Genomic DNA, 16,141 nt, shown 5'->3' on the forward strand with positions numbered 1-16,141 from the left:
CAGATGGCAGATGGCTGGCATTGGATTTGAGACGAGCCGCGACAACGCATCGGCTCGCACCAGTATTCCTCTGTCGGTGCCAACAGGCTGCAGACGCGCCTCCGCCAACTTGAGGTTCGCGCGCTGGAGCGAAGGTCATTCCTGCAGTCGCATGAGCAGCCATTGTGACGCCTGCCCACGCTAGCGTTTTTGATAAATGAGCGGTTCCGACAACCAGGCTACGAAAGCGACCTGGACCGGTCGAAAATGCTGCACCAAGGGCTGCCAGACAGGCTGGGCGGAAGATAGGTGTCCTCCACTCCAACCCGGAAGCGGGTGGGCATACCAACTCCGGCGCTACAACTCGGCTCAAGGCATTCTGACCACGACGCCCAAGCTGTCCGGCCGCGCCAGCAGCGGTCGGACGCCAGATCGAGCGCCCGCCTCCCTCACTTACACGTGCAAAAGCCCTGATCTGCCGGTTAAAAACCGCAATCGACAGGCTATTCCTTGCAGCCTCCCGATCAATCTGATTCCCTGAGCCGGTCCGATTCGGGCAGGGGCGCTGCGCAGGAAACGGAACCATGAACACTTCCAAGAAACCTGAGATCTCGGAAATGAGGCCGAAGCTGACCGTTATCGGTGTCGGCGGCGGTGGCGGCAACGCCGTCAACAACATGATTGCCGAAGGTCTTGAGGGCACAGAGTTCATCGTCGCAAACACCGATGCTCAGGCGCTGACCATGTCGAAGGCCTCGAAGCTGGTTCAGCTCGGCGCGATGGTGACCGAGGGTCTCGGTGCCGGCTCCATGCCGGAGGTCGGTCAGGCGGCAGCCGAGGAATCGATCCATGAAATCATGGATCAGCTCTCCGGCACGCATATGTGCTTCGTGACCGCCGGCATGGGCGGCGGCACCGGAACGGGCGCCGCACCTGTGATCGCACGGGCAGCACGCGCGGCAGGCATCCTCACCGTTGCCATCGTGACCAAGCCGTTCACCTTCGAAGGCAAGCGGCGCATGCAGATGGCCGAACAAGGCATCGAGCTTTTGCGCCAGGCCGCCGACACGGTCATCGTCATTCCGAACCAGAACCTGTTCCGCATCGCCAACGCCAAGACGACCTTCGAGGATGCGTTCGGCATCGCCGACAAAGTGCTCTACTCCGGCGTCAGCTGCATCACCAACCTGATCGTCAAGGAAGGCCTGATCAATCTCGACTTCGCCGACGTGAAGACGGTGATGCGCGACATGGGCCGCGCCATGATGGGCACGGGCGTCGGCAGCGGCGAAAACCGCGCCAGCAAGGCGGCCGAAGCGTCGATCGCCAACCCGCTCATCGACGAAAACTCGATCAAGGGCGCCAGGGGCGTGCTGATCTCGATCTCGGGCGGCATGGACATGACGCTGTTCGAGGTCGACGAAGCCGCCACCCGCATCCGCGAGGAGGTAGGTGATGAAGCCGACATCATCGTCGGCGCGATCTTCGACAATTCGCTCCAGGGTCAGTTCAAGGTGTCGGTGGTCGCCACTGGCCTGGCAGCCCCGACCTCGCAAGGCGAGCCGGTCGTCAACATGCGCGGCGAGCCTGCACCGGGTTCGATGCAGCCCTACCACTGAGGCCGAAGTGCCGGACCCCGGCCGCCGACGCGGCCGGGGGGCCAGATAGGCTGGCTCAGTCCCTGTTTCTTGTCATCTCGGCGGCAAAGGTGAAGTGGCGCATCACCAATGCCTGCAGGTGCTCGGACAAGCCGGCTTTCTCCACCGCCTGGCGCATGCATGTCAGCCAGAGATCGCGCAGTTCCGGACCGATCGCCACATGCGCGTGGATTTCCTTCAGCCGCGAATGCCCGTGCTTCTGAACGTAATAGCTCGGACCGCCGAAAAAGCCTGAGAGATAGTTGAACTGTTCCTCACGCGAATGCGCGACGCCATGCCCCCTGCGATGCAACAGATGCAGCTCGGCTGCAGCCTCGTCCTGCTCGACGATGTCGTAGAAGATTTCGACCAGCCGGCGTACGGCCTCTTCGCCTCCCAGCTCGAGATAGAGCGAACGCCCCTTTGGCTGTACAGTTTCATTCACGACAGGCGACCTCCTCCCAGTTGCGATCCGTGTCGCACTGACTGTCCGGACATCCGGCATCGCATTGTCAAAGCCTAGCAGCAGAGCCCCTGACGACAAGGGTGGCATACTGCGACTTATTAGCCATCACTCATTCGTCCCATCACTCATTCGTCGGTGACGATGATGTCCATCGGAATGTCGTGCGGCTGCGGATAGATCGTGGCGATCCGGCTGCCTGCGTAGCCGACGCCGACAACGAGCGGTCGCTTGGGCATCGCGGCAAGGGTGCGATCGAAAAAGCCGCCGCCATAGCCCAGCCGGTAGTTTGCCCCGTCGAACCCCACGACCGGCGCGATGACGACATCGGGCAGGATCGCCGGACCATTGGCGGGAACCAGGATGTTCCAGACACCGCGTTCGAGCGGATCGCCCGGCGACCAGGCACGGAACTCCAGCGGCCAAGCCTTCTTGATGACGACAGGCAAGGCGATCCGGCCGCCGCGCCCGATCACCCGGACAGCCCAGTTGCGAAGATCCGGCTCGCCGCGGAAAGGCCAATAGACACTGACGATCCGGCCGCTGACCTTGCCGATTGCCAGGTCGAGTTCGGCAGCGATGCGCTCGGAGCGAGCCTTGCGTTCCTCGGGATCGGCAAGCAGTCGCTCGTCAATCAGGCGCGCCCGCTCCGCCTTGCGCCATCGCGCGACATCAGGCCACGCATCCATGGGAGCCGTATCAGTCCGGTAGCCCGGTTCCAGTTCATGCATGAAGCAAGGAGGCGAAGCGTATTCGCGCGTTTCGGGAGGAGCGCCTTTTTGGTCAGACATCATCTTCGTGTCCCGTCTTGGCGGCGAGATCGATCTCGACACGGAAAAGCTGCGCTCCGTCACTCCGAAAGGCAAACGGATTTAAATGCTGCATTGATGCAATTTTTTTGCACTAATGGCGTATGGATATCGACCGCGCCCGCACGTTTCTCGAGATCGTTCATTGCGGCAGCTTCCTCAGGGCCGCCGACCGGCTCCATGTCACCCAGACGACCGTCAGCGCCCGCATCCGTACGCTCGAGGACGAGCTCGGCCGCCAACTGTTCGTTCGCAATCGCAACGGCGCGCAACTGACCCCGGCCGGCCGCGAGTTCGAGCGCTTCGCCCAATCCTTCGTCCAGATCTGGGAGCGCGCCCGCTACCAGCTGGCCATCCCCTCCGGGCGGACAAGTGTCGTCGCGCTCGGAGGCGAGCTCAGCCTGTGGAACCCGCTGCTGCTCGACTGGCTGGTGTGGATGAAGAATGCCAGGCCCGAGATTGCCGTTCACGCCCATGTCGGCGTGCCGGACCAGTTGCTCGACCAGCTCAGGAACGGGGTGCTCGACATCGCCGTGCTCTATGCGCCGAAGCTTTTGCCCGGCTTCAAGGTCGAGATCCTCCAGGAAGAGCAGCTCGTGCTGGTCAGGACCTTGCCCGGCAATGGCAGGCCGGAGGCCGACACCTATGTCTATGTCGATTGGGGGCCGCTGTTCGCCGCCCAGCACGATGCCAGCTCGACGGCGTTTGGCGAGCCCGGACTTGTCGTCGGTCTCGGCCCGCTCGGCCTGAGCTACATCCTGCGCGCCGGCGGAACGGGCTACTTCCGCAAGGGCGTGGTTGCCCCGCTGATCGCCGCGGGCGAGCTGGAAACCGTCGAAGGCGCGCCCGAATTTACCTATCCGGTCTACGCCGTCTGGCCCGAAGCCAACGAAGCACGAGCCGACGTGCAGGAGGCGCTGGCTGGGCTGAGGCAGACTGTCCGGTAAAGGAGCGCCCCAAGGCAGGGGCGCCCGCAACGCGGGTCATGCGCTGCCGATGACCCGCATCAACCGCAGATCGTGACTGCGCCGATGTTGCCGGCACGCGGCCGCAAGGGCAGCACCAAGAACCTCGATGTCGGACACTTCATGAGGCCGCCAGCCGCAAGGGCAGCCATCGGGGCAGGCATGAACGTCGGCCACTTCGCGATAGATCGACCCGACCGCCTGCGCGGCCAGCCGCATCACCGCAATCGGAGACAGGCCTGTCTTGTGCATGACGTCGCAAAACTCATTCATGATCGTCGCGCGGATATGCGCCGACGCCTCTTCACTGCGGCGTTCGATCTCGGCCATCTTTGACACTCGATAGTCTCCATCTGATATGTTGTCCCGCGACAGTCCGGCCCTTCCTCAGGCAGGACGGCGCAGACCCATCGGGACGGTTTTGTCCTGATCCAAGACGAAATCGGAGGCGATTGTCCGCAGCGCCCGGCGCGCTGCGTCTAGCTTACGCATCGCCTCGAACATCGTCTCGCGGTCGGCGCGGTGGCGCTCCAGCTCAACCGCGAAAACGGCATTGCCCACACTGTGGGGTTCCGGCACGGCATTGACGCGCTTCAGGCTCAGATCAGCCTGACGCCTTGCCCGGCGAACCTGGGCGCCCAGCGCTTCGACCTCGGCGAACGTCTCGCGATATCGGCGCATCCCATCGCCCTGCGCCTCGCCGGCATCCTTGAAGGGGTTGACATGCATCATGACCTGCTGACCCCTGGCGCAAGCTCGTTGTCGCGGATGCGCGGAAAAGTCTCGCGACCAGCGATGACGACCGGCTCTTCCGCGGCATAGGATTCGGTCGACAGCGGCCGGATCTCGACGCCCTTGCCGTATTGCAGTTTCTGCCAATGCCCAGGTTGTGGGCGAGCTATGTCATGACGATCGCAGGCCTGCGCCACCTGCTGGTCGCGCACGCCAAGCTGCACGGCGATCTCGGTCATCGGCCGTGACCAGACCAATTGATGAAGCTCGGCCCGCGTCAGTTCGACAGCTTGGCTGGTCGCACGCTGACCCAGCCCGCTGATCCGATGCGTCCCAACATTCATCGCCGAAAGAGCTATTGCCACGACCTGGTCCCATCGTGCCGACGGTGGCCGTTGCGGCCGTCCTGTCCCGAGCACAACCGGACCATATAAAACATGACTATTAATATCAAGTTTAGTTTGGCCCCGAATTTTGCTCTGTCGGCGACGGCCGGAGCCTTCGCCGACGGGCATGAGTTTGCGCACCGAAGCCTTAGGCCGCGTGGCCCGGCGCGTCGTCGTCCTCCGCCTCCGGCTCCGATTGCTCGAAGCTGGCTTGCCAGGTCGTGATCCTTTGGCGGCGTGCTTCATCTCCCAGGCACTCGGCCAGACGGACCTTCTGTCGCAGCGCGACACGCAACGCAGCCCGGACATGGCGCCCGGCAGGCGCCTGGCCGGCGTCGAGGTCCCTGCCCGTCTCCAGCGCGTCGTCGACATAGGCCTTGCCGGCGCGAGCCTCGGCGGTGCCGAAACGGCTCATCAATTCCTGAAACTCGCTATGCAGGGTCGGGTCGAACGGCCGGTCCTTGCCCAGCGGATCGATGACCGGATTGCCCGGATGCAGCGAGCCGACTGGCAACAGGCCAGATGGGATCGGCGTGTTGGCCGAATGCGTGCGGCCTCCCTTCAGAAGCTTCGGCAGCAGATGGGTATGCGGTCCCTCGGGAGAAACCCCGCCCGTGTCGGGTCCACCGATCTTCTGGTAGACCTCGACACGGCCGATATTGGTCAAGGCGATCCGATGCGGATGGACGGCAAGGATCGCCGGCATCGCCTCATTGCCATGCTCGAACAGCGAGCGGCCGAGATTGGCGCGCAAGACGGCCAGCAGCCTTGGCTCGCTGGTGCGGATGCAGAAGTCGCATTGTGGCAAGGACAGGCCCATGTCGAACAGGATGCCGGTGCGGTCGATACCCCGGATCGCGTGATCGTCCGGCCCGATCTCACTCAGCACGCTCCTGCTGCCGCGCCGCGCCTTGGCTTCAGGAAGGCACAACGCCACCGCCTGGCTCCAGCGATGCCGCTTCGGACTGAGCGTCTCGTAGGCGACAGGCACCAGTTCGCTCAACGTGCCGCGATCGACACGAATACCGCCCCGCCGGGTAGCCCGGGTCAGCAGGTAGGTGTCGTCTATCACCGCAACCTCGCCGTCATCCTGATGGAACTCGGCAATGGCGCCAAACGTGCCCATGCTCCATCCGCTGCGCCAGTCGGTCAGGTGGTGACGCAGCAACTGCTCGAGGTAACTCATGGTCGTGCTCCGGTATCGACGGCAACGAGATCGAGCGGCTGGACAACCAGCCCGCCCGCTGTCTCGCCGAAGAAGGCTTCGACGCCATAGACGTCGCGCAGGGTTTGGGCGGTCAGCACTTCATCAGGCGGGCCGTCGGCGACGATCCTGCCGGCGTCGATGAGCAGCAGTCGGGTGCACCAGCGGGCGGCGAGCCCGAGGTCGTGCAGCGAAGCCACGACGCTTCGTCCGCTGCTCGCGAGATCGGCAAACAGGCGCATCAGCGTGATCTGGTGCGATGGGTCGAGGCCCGATGTCGGTTCATCGGCGAGCAGCAGCGGCGTCTCTTGTGCCAGCGCCCGGGCGATCAGCACACGCGCCTTTTCGCCACCCGAAAGCTCGGTCGCAGCGCGGTCCCGAAAGCTGTCGACTTCCATCTTGCGCATTGCGGCGTCGATGGCGTTGCGGTCGGCAAGGGCGAGCGAGGCGAAACTTGGCCGATGGGGCGAGCGACCGAGGCCGACCAGCATCTCGACCGGCACGGCCCAGGCGATCTCGCGCTCCTGCGCAACGTAGGCCATATGCCGAGCGCGCTCCCTCGCGGAGACATGAGCGGCGGCGAGCGCACCCAACGCGATTGCGCCGTCTGCCGGTGTCAGTCCGAGCAATGCGCGCAGCAAGGTCGACTTGCCGGCTCCGTTCGGGCCGATAAGGCCGACAAACTCACCCGCCATGACGGAAAAGGACACGCCTTTGAGCACCGGCCGGCCGCCGAGCGACGCCCTGAGATCTTGAACATCGAGCAGCATCAGGCAAGCTTCCTTCTCGTGCGATAGACAAGCCACAGGAAGAACGGCGCGCCGACGATTGCGGTCAGAACGCCGAGCTTGAGGTCGCGGCCGGGCGCGACGAGCCGGACAAGGATGTCGGCGGCAAGCAGCATGCAGGCACCGCCCAGGGCGCTCGCCGGCAGCAGCCGCGACGGGCGCGCGCCGACAAGCGGCCTCAGCATGTGCGGGATGACGAGGCCGACGAACCCTATGGCACCCGACACCGCCGTTGCGGCACCGACGGAGGCCGCCGTGCCGAACACGGCCAGCAACTGCACGCGGCGCATGTCGATGCCCATGCTCGCCGCCGTCTCGTTGCCAAGCGTCAACGCGTCGAGCGCCCGGCCGAGCGCCGCCAGCATCGCCCAGCCGACCAGCATGAACGGCAAGGCGAGCCAGACATGGGTCATCGACCTGTCGGTCAGCGAGCCGAGCGTCCAGAACATGATCTCGAGCGCGGCGAACGGATTGGGCGACAGGTTGAGCGCCAGCGAAGTCATCGCGCCGGCAAAGCTCGACACGGCGACACCTGCTAAGATGATGGTCAAGGTGCTGCCGCGCAGGCCGGCAAGTGCCTGGACCACGACGACGGCGAGCACGGCGGCAGCCAATGCCGACAGCGGCAAGGCAAGCGGGAAGACAATCGTCAGGCCGGAATAGATGGCGATCACCGCGCCCAGCGAAGCTGAAGCGCTGACGCCGATCAGGCCGGGCTCGGCCAGCGGATTGCGCAGATAGCCTTGAAGTGCCGCGCCGGAAAGCCCGAGTGTAGCACCGACCATCAGGCCGAGCAGCGCGCGCGGCAGGCGGATCTCACGCATGATCAGCTCGATGGCGCCGGCCTTGTCGGAAAACAATGCAGCGATGCTGTCGCCGAAGCCGAGGCCCGCCGGACCGACGGTGAGCGAAAGCAGGAACAGAATGGTGGCCAGGATGGCAAGAACGGCAAGCACGAGCCTGTAACGGGAGATGTCGCTCACTTGGCGTCCCCCTCGGCGGCATCGCGCAGCAGGCGGGCGGCTTCAAGTGTAAACGGCGCGCCGCAAATGGTGTATCGCGACGGCACCGCCACCGCCCTGCCCTGCCCGGAGACCGCCCGATAGGCCGGGTGGACGAAGTTTTCCTGGGCGAGTGCCGGGGCGCCATAGTCTTCGCCGCCACCGACGACCAAATCTGGTTTGGCCAGCACTAGCATCTCCAGCGGCAACCGCGCCGTGCCGCTGAGCCCGAGCTTGTCTGCAATATTGACCAGTCCGGAAAGCTTGACGATCTCGTCGACGAGCGTTCCGGTGCCCGAGGTGTAGCTGTTGGCGTAGTAGGTCGCGACGGTCTTGCCCGAGGCGCTTTCCCTGCCCAATTCGGCGACGCCACGATCAAGCGCGGCGACAAGTTTTGCCGCTTCTTCGCGCCGCTCCAGGACCTCTCCCATGCGCAGGATGTTGGCCCTGATGTCGGCAATGGAGCTGTCCGGCGCGAATTCCTCGACCCGGATGCCGAGGCGCCTCAGCAACTCAACCGTCGTCCGTGTCGTGTAGGCTCCGGCGAGTACCAGGTCAGGCTGCATCAGAAACACTTCCTCGGCAAGGCCATGATTGACGGCAAAGCCGTTGGTCCGATCGGCCAGCACCGACGTGTTGGGATCGCTTGCCAGATAAGACACTGAATGCAGCTGCCCCTCGGCCGCCAGAAGCATCGCCAGCTGGTCGGTGCAGACATTCATCGACACGACGCGCTTCGGCGGCACGGCGGCTGCCGGCGCTGATGACAACGCGGCCAGCCCCGCGAGAGCGGACAGCCACGCTCGAAACCGAGCACAGCTGAGACGATTGGTGGGCATGTTACCTCGCATCAGAACACACGCGTGAAGCTCAGATTGAAGCTTCGGCCCGGCGCGCGATAGTTGGTGACGGTCGAATAGTGTTCGTCGAACAGGTTCTCGACCGAAAACTTCAGGCTCGCCCGCTCGTCGACCGTGTAGTTGGCGGCGAAATCCACCGTCACATAGTCCGGCAGCTTGACGGTGTTGGCGGCATTGGCGTAGCGCGCCGCGCCGTAGAGCAGCTTGGCGGTGAGGTCGAGGCTGTCGGTCGCGGCAAAGCTCACCTCGGCGGCCGCCTTGAAGCGATCGCGATAGGGAATGTAGCGGCCGTTGTCCTCATTCTTCGGCGAGCGGTAGTCGATCGAAACCTTGCCACTCCAGCGCTCGTCGAACGCATGCGACAGGCTGGCCTCGATACCGGTCACCTTGGCGCGCGCGACATTGAACGGCAGGTAGGTCGGCGGGTTGGAGGCGATCGCGTCGGTCAGCCAGGTCTGGTAGAAGGCGACGTCAAGCTCGGTCCCCTCGCTTGGACGCCAGTTGATGCCGATCTCATAGGACCGCGACTTCTCCGGCTTCAGGTTGGGATTGGAGTAGTTGGGGTAATAGAGGTCGCTGAAGGTCGGCGCCCGGAAGCCGGTGCCGTACGAGGCGCGCGCCACAAGCTCGGGAACGAGCTCGTAGCTGGCATCGATGTTGTAGGTGGTGGCGCCTCCGAACTGTTCATTGTGATCGTAGCGCAGACCGCTGTCGATCGTCAGCGCGCCATAGTCGAGCGAGTACTGGCCGAACACCGCCGCGAGGTCGCGCGAGCCGACACCGAAATCGACAGTCGAAGCCACCTCCTCGCGATAGGCCTCGGCACCGCCGACCAGGACATGCCTGACTTCACCTGTTTCAAAGGACTTTTCCGTCGACGCGAAGATGCCGTAGCGCCTGGTGTCGAATTCGCTGCTGCCCACGACGCCGTCACGGACATTGTTCGAATAGTCGAGGTTGCCGGAAAGTTCGACGGTCGAGCTCCAGCTGTCGGAATGCTTCACCCGTGCGCCGATCCTGCCGGCGAAGGTGTCGGTGTCAACTTCATTGGCGGAAGGCGGGGAGGCATCGTACTGGCTGCGGCCCCGGGCAAACAGGCCATCGGCATATAGCCGGCCCCAGCCATATTCCTTGGCGACTGCGACGTTGAGCGAGCCTTGCAGTAAGCCATCGTCGTCAGGCTCATGTCCCCAGGCCAGCGGCGTGGTGAAGTCGTAGCCGCGCGTGCCTAGGATGGAGCCACCGACGGAGTAATCGATGCCGTCCTCGGTGCGTCCGCGCAGATCGCCTGAGAGATAGCCACCCCAGGGATGCGTGACGCCCGAGGTGATGCTGCCGCAGGTGTTACGGCCGTCGGCACACTGGCCGCCCTGTTTGGTGATGATGTTGACGACACCGCCGATGGCATCGGCGCCATACTGCGCTGAGTGCGGTCCCTTGGCGATCTCGATACGCTCGATCGACGACAGCGGAATGTTGAAGATCGAGCTCGTACCGCTGGTCGCCGACGAACTGCGGACGCCATTGACCAGCACCAGCGTCTGGCCGGCCGACATGCCGCGCAGATAGACATTGGACGAGGCCCCCTGGCCGCCATAGCCGATGATCGAAACGCCGGCATAGTGCTTCAGCAACGACGGCAGGTCAGCTGCCGCGGACTTTCGCAATTCTTCCTCGTCGATCACTGTGACCGACGACGTCGGGCGAACAAGCGCGGTTTCGCGGCGCAGCGGCGTAACGACCAGGCGCGGCAGCACGGTCACGCCGCCTGCAGCGGGCGCCTGCTGCGCGCTGGATGGTGTCGGGATGGCCAGCATGATCGCGCCGATGCCCAGGATAAGTCTCTGCATTTCTGCCCTCAAATGGTTTGGGGGGCGCGACAAGGATCGCACCCGGTTTCCAAACCGCAGGCAAGACAGGTCGGCAGGCAGACTTTGGGACAAGATTGACCCGACGGCCTTCCGCATGCGGCAACACTTTCGATGTCACCGCCACGAGCGACCGCGCCTGACCACACCCCGTGGACAAGCATGGGTGACTGGAACGGGCAGGTCTCCTGACTTCCGTGTCACAGCCTTTTTCCGCCTTCCCGAACGCGCGAATGCGTTCAGTGGCATGATGGAAGAGGCTCAACGGTTACAGTTGCGGGGGCAGTCGCGGATTTGGCCTTCGGCCTCACCGTGTTCCCTTTTCATCCGCCTCTCGGCGGAACCGATTCCGAGGCGGACGCTACTCAGGGATGCCGAGGCTTGTCAATCGCAATCATGCGACCGTCCATAAAATATATTGATTTTCAACTAGATAGGATCATTGGACACGGACAAACAGGGCAACTTGTGCAATCGCCCCGGACGCGGCAAGCCCTGCATGGGACCGCCAATTGGACGGCACTGCCCCTGGTGGACAGAGGCCACCTGCACATTGCCAACGGGGTCGCGGAAACTGAACCGACGATGTGCGCGCTACGGCCATCGACATCATCTTCGGCCGCGTCGGTATCATCCGCGCATGTTCAGCCGAGCAAGGTCCTTGTCAGCGCATGATCCTTGTCGGCAAGCCCGTCGATGACGCTGAAGTGATGCCGGTCGGGCTCGACCACTGTAGCGGTGGTGGCGCCAAGCCCGGTCCAGATATTGGAAAGCAATGCGTTCTGGCGCAGGAACTCGGCGCGCTCGCCACCGCCGACCCAGCAGGTGATGCGGACGTTGTCCACCGGCCGCAGCAGCGCCGGGCTTTCAGCCAGCGCCTCGGTCTCGTCGATGTGGAGCGTCTTGTTCATGCCGGTGTTGATCAGCGGCCTGAGATCATGAACTCCCGAGAGCGAAACGACATGACGGATACGAGACTGCACATCGGGCGCAAGCGGCGAAGCAGCCGCGACCATGCGCGACACGAGGTGTCCGCCGGCGGAATGACCGGTCAGCATGATCGAGCCTTCGACCAACGCGGCTGCCTTGCCGATCGCCGCACCGACCTCGCGCACGATATCGCCGATCCTGACTTCCGGGCACAAGCTGTAGGACGGCATCGCCACCGCGTAGCCGCTGTCGATGGAACCCTTGGCGAGATGCGACCAGTAGCTCTTGTCGAGCGCCATCCAGTAACCGCCATGGACGAAGACGACGAGCCCCTTCGGCGTGCCTTCAGGCAGGAACAGGTCAAGCAGGTTGCGCGGCCTGTCACCATAGGCGATGTCGAACTGCGCTCTCTCATCTGCCGACAGGGCGTCGCGAAACGTCTGTGCCGGTTCCACCCATGCAGCAGGCCAACGATCGCCACCGGCGATGTTGGCGCCATTGGTGTAGGCGTTGTCCCAATCGGCGATATGGCGTTCGAGCATACGGGCATCCCTCCAAGGCGGCAGCAATCCAGGCGCATAGCAATGGCCAGCGTGCCGGATTGCGTCAATGGGCCAGCGGCAGAAACTTTATGCTTGAAATAATTTTGGTCCGGTGCAATTCTCAGCCATCAGTCGAGAACGTGGGAGGTCTCGCTGTGCCAGACGCCGATCGCATGTCGATCGTGCATAGCCGCGGCCTGTGCCGAACGGCTACCCGTTGCGGCGCAGCACCTTCCCCCGAAGTAACGCATTCCAACGCACGCATGGCGCTTCCGTCATGCCGATGAGCAGGTAGGGGACAGCCGCAGAATGCTTGGACCGTCAGCGCATATCGACACCTTCACGCGCGATAACCTGCCACCCCAGGACCAGTGGCCGACCTTTCTGCTCGACGGCTTCGACTATCCCGAGCACCTCAATGCGGCCGTCGAGCTGACCGATCGCCTGGTCGAAAAAGGCCTGGGCGACCACACCGCGCTGATCGGCAACGGCCGACGCCGCACCTACAAGGAGCTGTCCGACTGGACCAACCGACTGGCGCATGCGCTGGTCGAAAACTACGGCGTCAAGCCCGGCAATCGGGTGCTGATCCGCTCGGCCAACAACCCGGCAATGGTCGCCTGCTGGCTGGCCGCGACCAAGGCAGGTGCTGTCGTCGTCAACACCATGCCTATGCTGCGCGCCGGTGAGCTCGCCAAGATCGTCGACAAGGCAGAGATCACGATTGCGTTGTGCGACACGCGCCTGATGGACGAGATGATCGCCTGCGCCAAGGACAGCGCCTTCCTGACCAAGGTGATCGGCTTCGACGGCACCGCCAACCACGACGCCGAACTCGACCGGGTCGCGCTCGACAAATCCGTCATCTTCGAAGCGGTCAAGACCGGCCGCGACGACGTCGCCCTGCTCGGCTTCACCTCGGGCACCACGGGCGTGCCGAAAGCGACGATGCATTTTCATCGCGACCTGCTGATCATCGCCGACGCCTATGCCAAGGAGGTGCTTTCGGTCACCTCCGACGACGTCTTCGTCGGCTCGCCGCCGCTGGCCTTCACCTTCGGTCTTGGCGGCCTGGCCATTTTCCCATTGCGCTTCGGCGCGGCCGCGACCCTGCTCGAGCAGGCAACGCCGCCGAACATGATCCACATCATCGAGACCTACAAGGCGACGATCTCGTTCACCGCGCCGACCGCCTATCGCGCCATGCTGAAGGCCATGGACGAAGGCGCCGACCTGTCGTCGCTGCGCGTCGCGGTCTCTGCCGGCGAGACCTTGCCCGGACCGGTGTTCGAGGAATGGCTGGCCAAGACGGGCAAGCCGATCCTCGACGGCATCGGCGCCACCGAGATGCTGCATATCTTCATCTCCAACCGCTTCGAGGACATGAAACCCGCCTCCACCGGCAAGCCGGTCGGCGGCTATGAAGCGCGGGTCGTCGACGGCGACATGAACGAGGTGCCACGCGGCACTGTCGGCAAGCTTGCCGTGCGTGGCCCGACAGGCTGCCGCTACATGTCCGATGACAGGCAGCTCGAATATGTCCGCGACGGCTGGAACCTGACCGGCGATGCCTTCATCCAGGACACCGACGGTTTCTTCCACTTCGCCGCGCGTTCCGACGACATGATCGTCAGCGCCGGCTACAACATCGCCGGTCCCGAGGTTGAAGCCGCCCTGTTTTCGCACCCCGAAGTCGCCGAATGCGCCGTCATCGGCGCGGCTGACAGCGAACGCGGCCAGATCGTCGAGGCCTATGTCGTGCTGGTTGCCGGCGTCGCCGCCGACGCCGCGACCGTCAAGCGCCTTCAGGATCACGTCAAGGCGACGATCGCGCCTTACAAATACCCGCGCTCGGTGAAGTTCATCGACGCCCTGCCCAAGACCCAGACCGGCAAGATCCAGCGTTTCCGGTTGCGTGCGGAGAAGATGAATTGAGCAAGCCTTACGATCCCTCCGTCGAGGGCGCGCAGATGTCGTTCAAGGACCGCATGTCCTACAGCGATTATCTGCATCTCGAAAAGATCCTCGACGCTCAGGCGCCGCTGTCGACCGCCCATGACGAGATGCTGTTCATCATCCAGCATCAGACGTCCGAGCTGTGGATGAAGCTCGCTTTGCACGAGATCGGCTCGGCGATCCGCTCGATTCGTGCCGACAAGCTTGAGCCCTCGTTCAAGATGCTGACCCGCGTGTCGCGCATCTTCGAGCAGCTCAACAGCGCCTGGGATGTGCTCAGGACGATGACGCCGAGCGAATACACCGAATTTCGCGACTCGCTCGGGCAGTCCTCGGGTTTCCAGTCCTGGCAGTATCGCGCCATCGAGTTCATGGCCGGCAACCGCAACACAGCCATGTTGCGCCCGCACGCCCACCAGCCCGAACTCAGCGAAAAGCTCGAGGCGGTTCTCGCCCAGCCTTCGCTCTATGACGAGGCGATCCTGCTGCTTGGTCGCAACGGCTTCGATATCGGCGCCGACGGCAAGCGCACCGACTGGCGCGAAACGCGCAGCGAAAACGAAGAAGTGCTCGTCGCCTGGCAGGCGATCTATCGCGATCCGCAACGCTACTGGATGTTCTACGAGCTGGCCGAGAAGCTTGTCGATTTCGAGGATTACTTCCGGCGCTGGCGCTTCAACCATGTCACCACGGTCGAGCGCATCATCGGTATGAAACGCGGCACCGGCGGCACGTCTGGCGCCTCGTATCTGAAGAAGATGCTGGAGGTTGAACTGTTTCCCGAACTCTGGAAAGTTCGCACCCGGCTCTAGGACTTCAAATCAAATAATCGGGAACACTTGGGAGGAGTAACCTAATGAAGAAAATCATTGCGGCAGGAATTTTCGGCCTATCGTTGGCGGCATCCGGCCTTGCCTATGCCGAACCGGTGAAGATCGGCGTCATCACCACGCTTTCGGGCGGCGGTGCGGGCCTCGGCGTCGACATGCGCGACGCGTTTGCGCTGGCCATGAAGCAGTCCGGCAACAAGGATGTCGAGCTGGTCGTCGAGGACGATGCCCAGAAGCCGGAGATCGCCGTCCAGCTCGCCGAAAAAATGATCCAGAGCGACAAGGTCGACCTGTTGACCGGCATCATCTGGTCGAACCTCGCAATGGCCGTGGTGCCTAACGCTGTGGCGCAGGACGTCATCTACCTGTCGCCCAACGCCGGCCCGTCGGCGCTCGCCGGCGCCAAGTGCAACAAGAATTATTTCAACGTCGCCTACCAGAACGACAATTTCCACGAGGCGATGGGCCAGTACGCCAACAATGACTACAAGAAGACCTTCATCCTCGCGCCCAACTATCCGGCCGGCAAGGATTCGCTGACCGGCTTCAAGCGCTATTACAAGGGCGAGTTGGCCGGCGAAGTCTACACCCAGGTCGGCCAGACCGACTACGCCGCCGAGATCGCCCAGATCCGCGATTCCGGCGCCGACTCGGTGTTCTTCTTCCTGCCCGGCGGCATGGGCATCTCGTTCATGAAGCAGTACGCCCAGTCGGGCGTGAACATTCCGGTCATGGGCCCGGGCTTCTCCTTCGACCAGGACATACTGCCGGCGGTCGGCGACGCAGCCCTCGGCGTCAAGAACTCGGCGAGCTGGTCCAAGGATCTCGACAACGAGGCCAACAAGCAGTTCGTCGAGGCCTTCCAGGCCGAATACAAGCGCTTGCCCTCGGTCTATGCCGCCCAGAGCTGGGATACGGCAAACCTGATCCTCTCGGCGCTCGGCAAGGCCAGCGTCAAGGACAAGGATGCCTTCCGCGCAGCACTCAAGGCCGCCGATTTCAAGTCGGTGCGCGGCGAGTTCACCTTCAACACCAACAACCACCCGGTGCAGAACATCTACGTGCGTGAAGTGATCAAGGAAGGCGACGTGCTGACCAACAAGATCGTCGCCACTGCCTTCGAGCACCACAAGGACGCCTACGCCGACCAGTGCAAGATGTAGGATGGGTTCAGGCCCGCTCGTTGCAGGC

Annotated in this window: 16 protein-coding genes and 1 riboswitch; of the genes, 5 read left to right on the top strand and 11 right to left on the bottom strand. The window is 63.5% G+C overall.

Features of this window, described 5'->3' with window-relative positions; all coding sequences use genetic code 11:
- Window positions 1-563: 563 nt before the first annotated feature.
- Window positions 564-1,598 carry a cell division protein FtsZ gene (ftsZ, locus tag N7E70_RS29205; protein ID WP_182574349.1) on the top strand — a complete coding sequence of 345 codons (1,035 nt, stop codon included), beginning with the start codon at window positions 564-566 and terminating at the stop codon, window positions 1,596-1,598.
- 55 nt (window positions 1,599-1,653) lie between these two features.
- Here ftsZ and N7E70_RS29210 read toward each other — a convergent pair whose 3' ends face one another.
- Together N7E70_RS29210 and N7E70_RS29215 are read right to left on the bottom strand one after the other, a co-directional pair.
- On the bottom strand, window positions 1,654-2,061 hold the full coding sequence (locus N7E70_RS29210; RefSeq protein ID WP_263005248.1) for a group II truncated hemoglobin: 408 nt from the start codon (window positions 2,059-2,061) through the stop codon (window positions 1,654-1,656).
- 146 nt (window positions 2,062-2,207) lie between these two features.
- Window positions 2,208-2,870 (bottom strand): 5-formyltetrahydrofolate cyclo-ligase, encoded by a 663-nt coding sequence (locus N7E70_RS29215; protein WP_246340756.1) that lies wholly within the window; start codon window positions 2,868-2,870, stop codon window positions 2,208-2,210.
- 122 nt (window positions 2,871-2,992) lie between these two features.
- Between N7E70_RS29215 and N7E70_RS29220 the strand changes: the two genes are divergently transcribed.
- Window positions 2,993-3,835, top strand: coding sequence for a LysR family transcriptional regulator (locus N7E70_RS29220; RefSeq protein ID WP_263005249.1), 843 nt, complete (start codon window positions 2,993-2,995; stop codon window positions 3,833-3,835).
- 36 nt (window positions 3,836-3,871) lie between these two features.
- Here N7E70_RS29220 and N7E70_RS29225 read toward each other — a convergent pair whose 3' ends face one another.
- The 9 genes from N7E70_RS29225 to N7E70_RS29265 form a co-directional block, all read right to left on the bottom strand.
- Window positions 3,872-4,183: a hypothetical protein gene (locus N7E70_RS29225; protein ID WP_182574347.1), complete on the bottom strand. Its 312-nt coding sequence runs from the start codon at window positions 4,181-4,183 to the stop codon at window positions 3,872-3,874.
- Window positions 4,184-4,240: 57 nt separating this feature from the next.
- The gene (locus tag N7E70_RS29230) at window positions 4,241-4,585 is read right to left on the bottom strand and encodes a hypothetical protein (RefSeq protein WP_263005250.1); all 345 of its coding nucleotides are present in this window, start codon (window positions 4,583-4,585) and stop codon (window positions 4,241-4,243) included.
- Window positions 4,582-4,824, bottom strand: a complete 243-nt coding sequence (locus N7E70_RS29235; protein WP_263005251.1) for a hypothetical protein — start codon at window positions 4,822-4,824, stop codon at window positions 4,582-4,584. The genes N7E70_RS29230 and N7E70_RS29235 overlap by 4 nt, the downstream gene beginning before the upstream one ends.
- A gap of 295 nt (window positions 4,825-5,119) precedes the next feature.
- The gene (locus N7E70_RS29240; protein WP_263005252.1) at window positions 5,120-6,157 is read right to left on the bottom strand and encodes a DUF6925 family protein; all 1,038 of its coding nucleotides are present in this window, start codon (window positions 6,155-6,157) and stop codon (window positions 5,120-5,122) included.
- The gene (locus tag N7E70_RS29245; protein ID WP_183195027.1) at window positions 6,154-6,948 is read right to left on the bottom strand and encodes an ABC transporter ATP-binding protein; all 795 of its coding nucleotides are present in this window, start codon (window positions 6,946-6,948) and stop codon (window positions 6,154-6,156) included. The genes N7E70_RS29240 and N7E70_RS29245 overlap by 4 nt, the downstream gene beginning before the upstream one ends.
- Entirely contained in the window at window positions 6,945-7,946 is a 1,002-nt protein-coding gene (locus tag N7E70_RS29250; protein ID WP_263005253.1) for a FecCD family ABC transporter permease, read from the bottom strand. Before N7E70_RS29250 ends, N7E70_RS29245 begins: the two co-directional genes overlap by 4 nt.
- Complete coding sequence (locus N7E70_RS29255; RefSeq protein ID WP_067967783.1) at window positions 7,943-8,803, bottom strand: ABC transporter substrate-binding protein; 861 nt, start codon at window positions 8,801-8,803, stop codon at window positions 7,943-7,945. Before N7E70_RS29255 ends, N7E70_RS29250 begins: the two co-directional genes overlap by 4 nt.
- 11 nt (window positions 8,804-8,814) lie before the next feature.
- On the bottom strand, window positions 8,815-10,674 hold the full coding sequence (locus N7E70_RS29260; protein WP_263005254.1) for a TonB-dependent receptor domain-containing protein: 1,860 nt from the start codon (window positions 10,672-10,674) through the stop codon (window positions 8,815-8,817).
- A gap of 179 nt (window positions 10,675-10,853) precedes the next feature.
- Window positions 10,854-11,055, bottom strand: a riboswitch (cobalamin riboswitch).
- A gap of 281 nt (window positions 11,056-11,336) precedes the next feature.
- Window positions 11,337-12,164, bottom strand: a complete 828-nt coding sequence (locus tag N7E70_RS29265) for an alpha/beta hydrolase (protein WP_263005255.1) — start codon at window positions 12,162-12,164, stop codon at window positions 11,337-11,339.
- A gap of 309 nt (window positions 12,165-12,473) precedes the next feature.
- On the opposite strand from N7E70_RS29265, the gene N7E70_RS29270 reads away from it, so the two are divergent.
- Genes N7E70_RS29270 through N7E70_RS29280 form a run of 3 tightly spaced genes read left to right on the top strand, consistent with a single transcriptional unit; the run spans window position 12,474 to window position 16,113 of the window.
- Entirely contained in the window at window positions 12,474-14,099 is a 1,626-nt protein-coding gene (locus tag N7E70_RS29270) for an AMP-binding protein (protein ID WP_067967773.1), read from the top strand.
- Complete coding sequence (kynA, locus tag N7E70_RS29275; protein ID WP_263005256.1) at window positions 14,096-14,932, top strand: tryptophan 2,3-dioxygenase; 837 nt, start codon at window positions 14,096-14,098, stop codon at window positions 14,930-14,932. Before N7E70_RS29270 ends, kynA begins: the two co-directional genes overlap by 4 nt.
- Window positions 14,933-14,976: 44 nt before the next feature.
- The gene (locus tag N7E70_RS29280) at window positions 14,977-16,113 is read left to right on the top strand and encodes an ABC transporter substrate-binding protein (RefSeq protein WP_263005257.1); all 1,137 of its coding nucleotides are present in this window, start codon (window positions 14,977-14,979) and stop codon (window positions 16,111-16,113) included.
- Window positions 16,114-16,141: the final 28 nt, after the last annotated feature.

The organism is Aminobacter sp. NyZ550, from assembly GCF_025628925.2.
GTDB classification, from domain to species: Bacteria; Pseudomonadota; Alphaproteobacteria; order Rhizobiales; family Rhizobiaceae; genus Aminobacter; species Aminobacter ciceronei.

Coding starts and splice junctions, on each gene's coding strand:
- ftsZ (WP_182574349.1), top strand. CDS start 564: ATGAACACTTCCAAGAAACCTGAGATCTCGGAAATGAGGCCGAAGCTG.
- N7E70_RS29215 (WP_246340756.1), bottom strand. CDS start 2,870: ATGTCTGACCAAAAAGGCGCTCCTCCCGAAACGCGCGAATACGCTTCG.
- N7E70_RS29220 (WP_263005249.1), top strand. CDS start 2,993: ATGGATATCGACCGCGCCCGCACGTTTCTCGAGATCGTTCATTGCGGC.
- N7E70_RS29225 (WP_182574347.1), bottom strand. CDS start 4,183: ATGGCCGAGATCGAACGCCGCAGTGAAGAGGCGTCGGCGCATATCCGC.
- N7E70_RS29230 (WP_263005250.1), bottom strand. CDS start 4,585: ATGATGCATGTCAACCCCTTCAAGGATGCCGGCGAGGCGCAGGGCGAT.
- N7E70_RS29235 (WP_263005251.1), bottom strand. CDS start 4,824: ATGACCGAGATCGCCGTGCAGCTTGGCGTGCGCGACCAGCAGGTGGCG.
- N7E70_RS29240 (WP_263005252.1), bottom strand. CDS start 6,157: ATGAGTTACCTCGAGCAGTTGCTGCGTCACCACCTGACCGACTGGCGC.
- N7E70_RS29255 (WP_067967783.1), bottom strand. CDS start 8,803: ATGCCCACCAATCGTCTCAGCTGTGCTCGGTTTCGAGCGTGGCTGTCC.
- N7E70_RS29260 (WP_263005254.1), bottom strand. CDS start 10,674: ATGCAGAGACTTATCCTGGGCATCGGCGCGATCATGCTGGCCATCCCG.
- N7E70_RS29265 (WP_263005255.1), bottom strand. CDS start 12,164: ATGCTCGAACGCCATATCGCCGATTGGGACAACGCCTACACCAATGGC.
- N7E70_RS29270 (WP_067967773.1), top strand. CDS start 12,474: ATGCTTGGACCGTCAGCGCATATCGACACCTTCACGCGCGATAACCTG.
- N7E70_RS29280 (WP_263005257.1), top strand. CDS start 14,977: ATGAAGAAAATCATTGCGGCAGGAATTTTCGGCCTATCGTTGGCGGCA.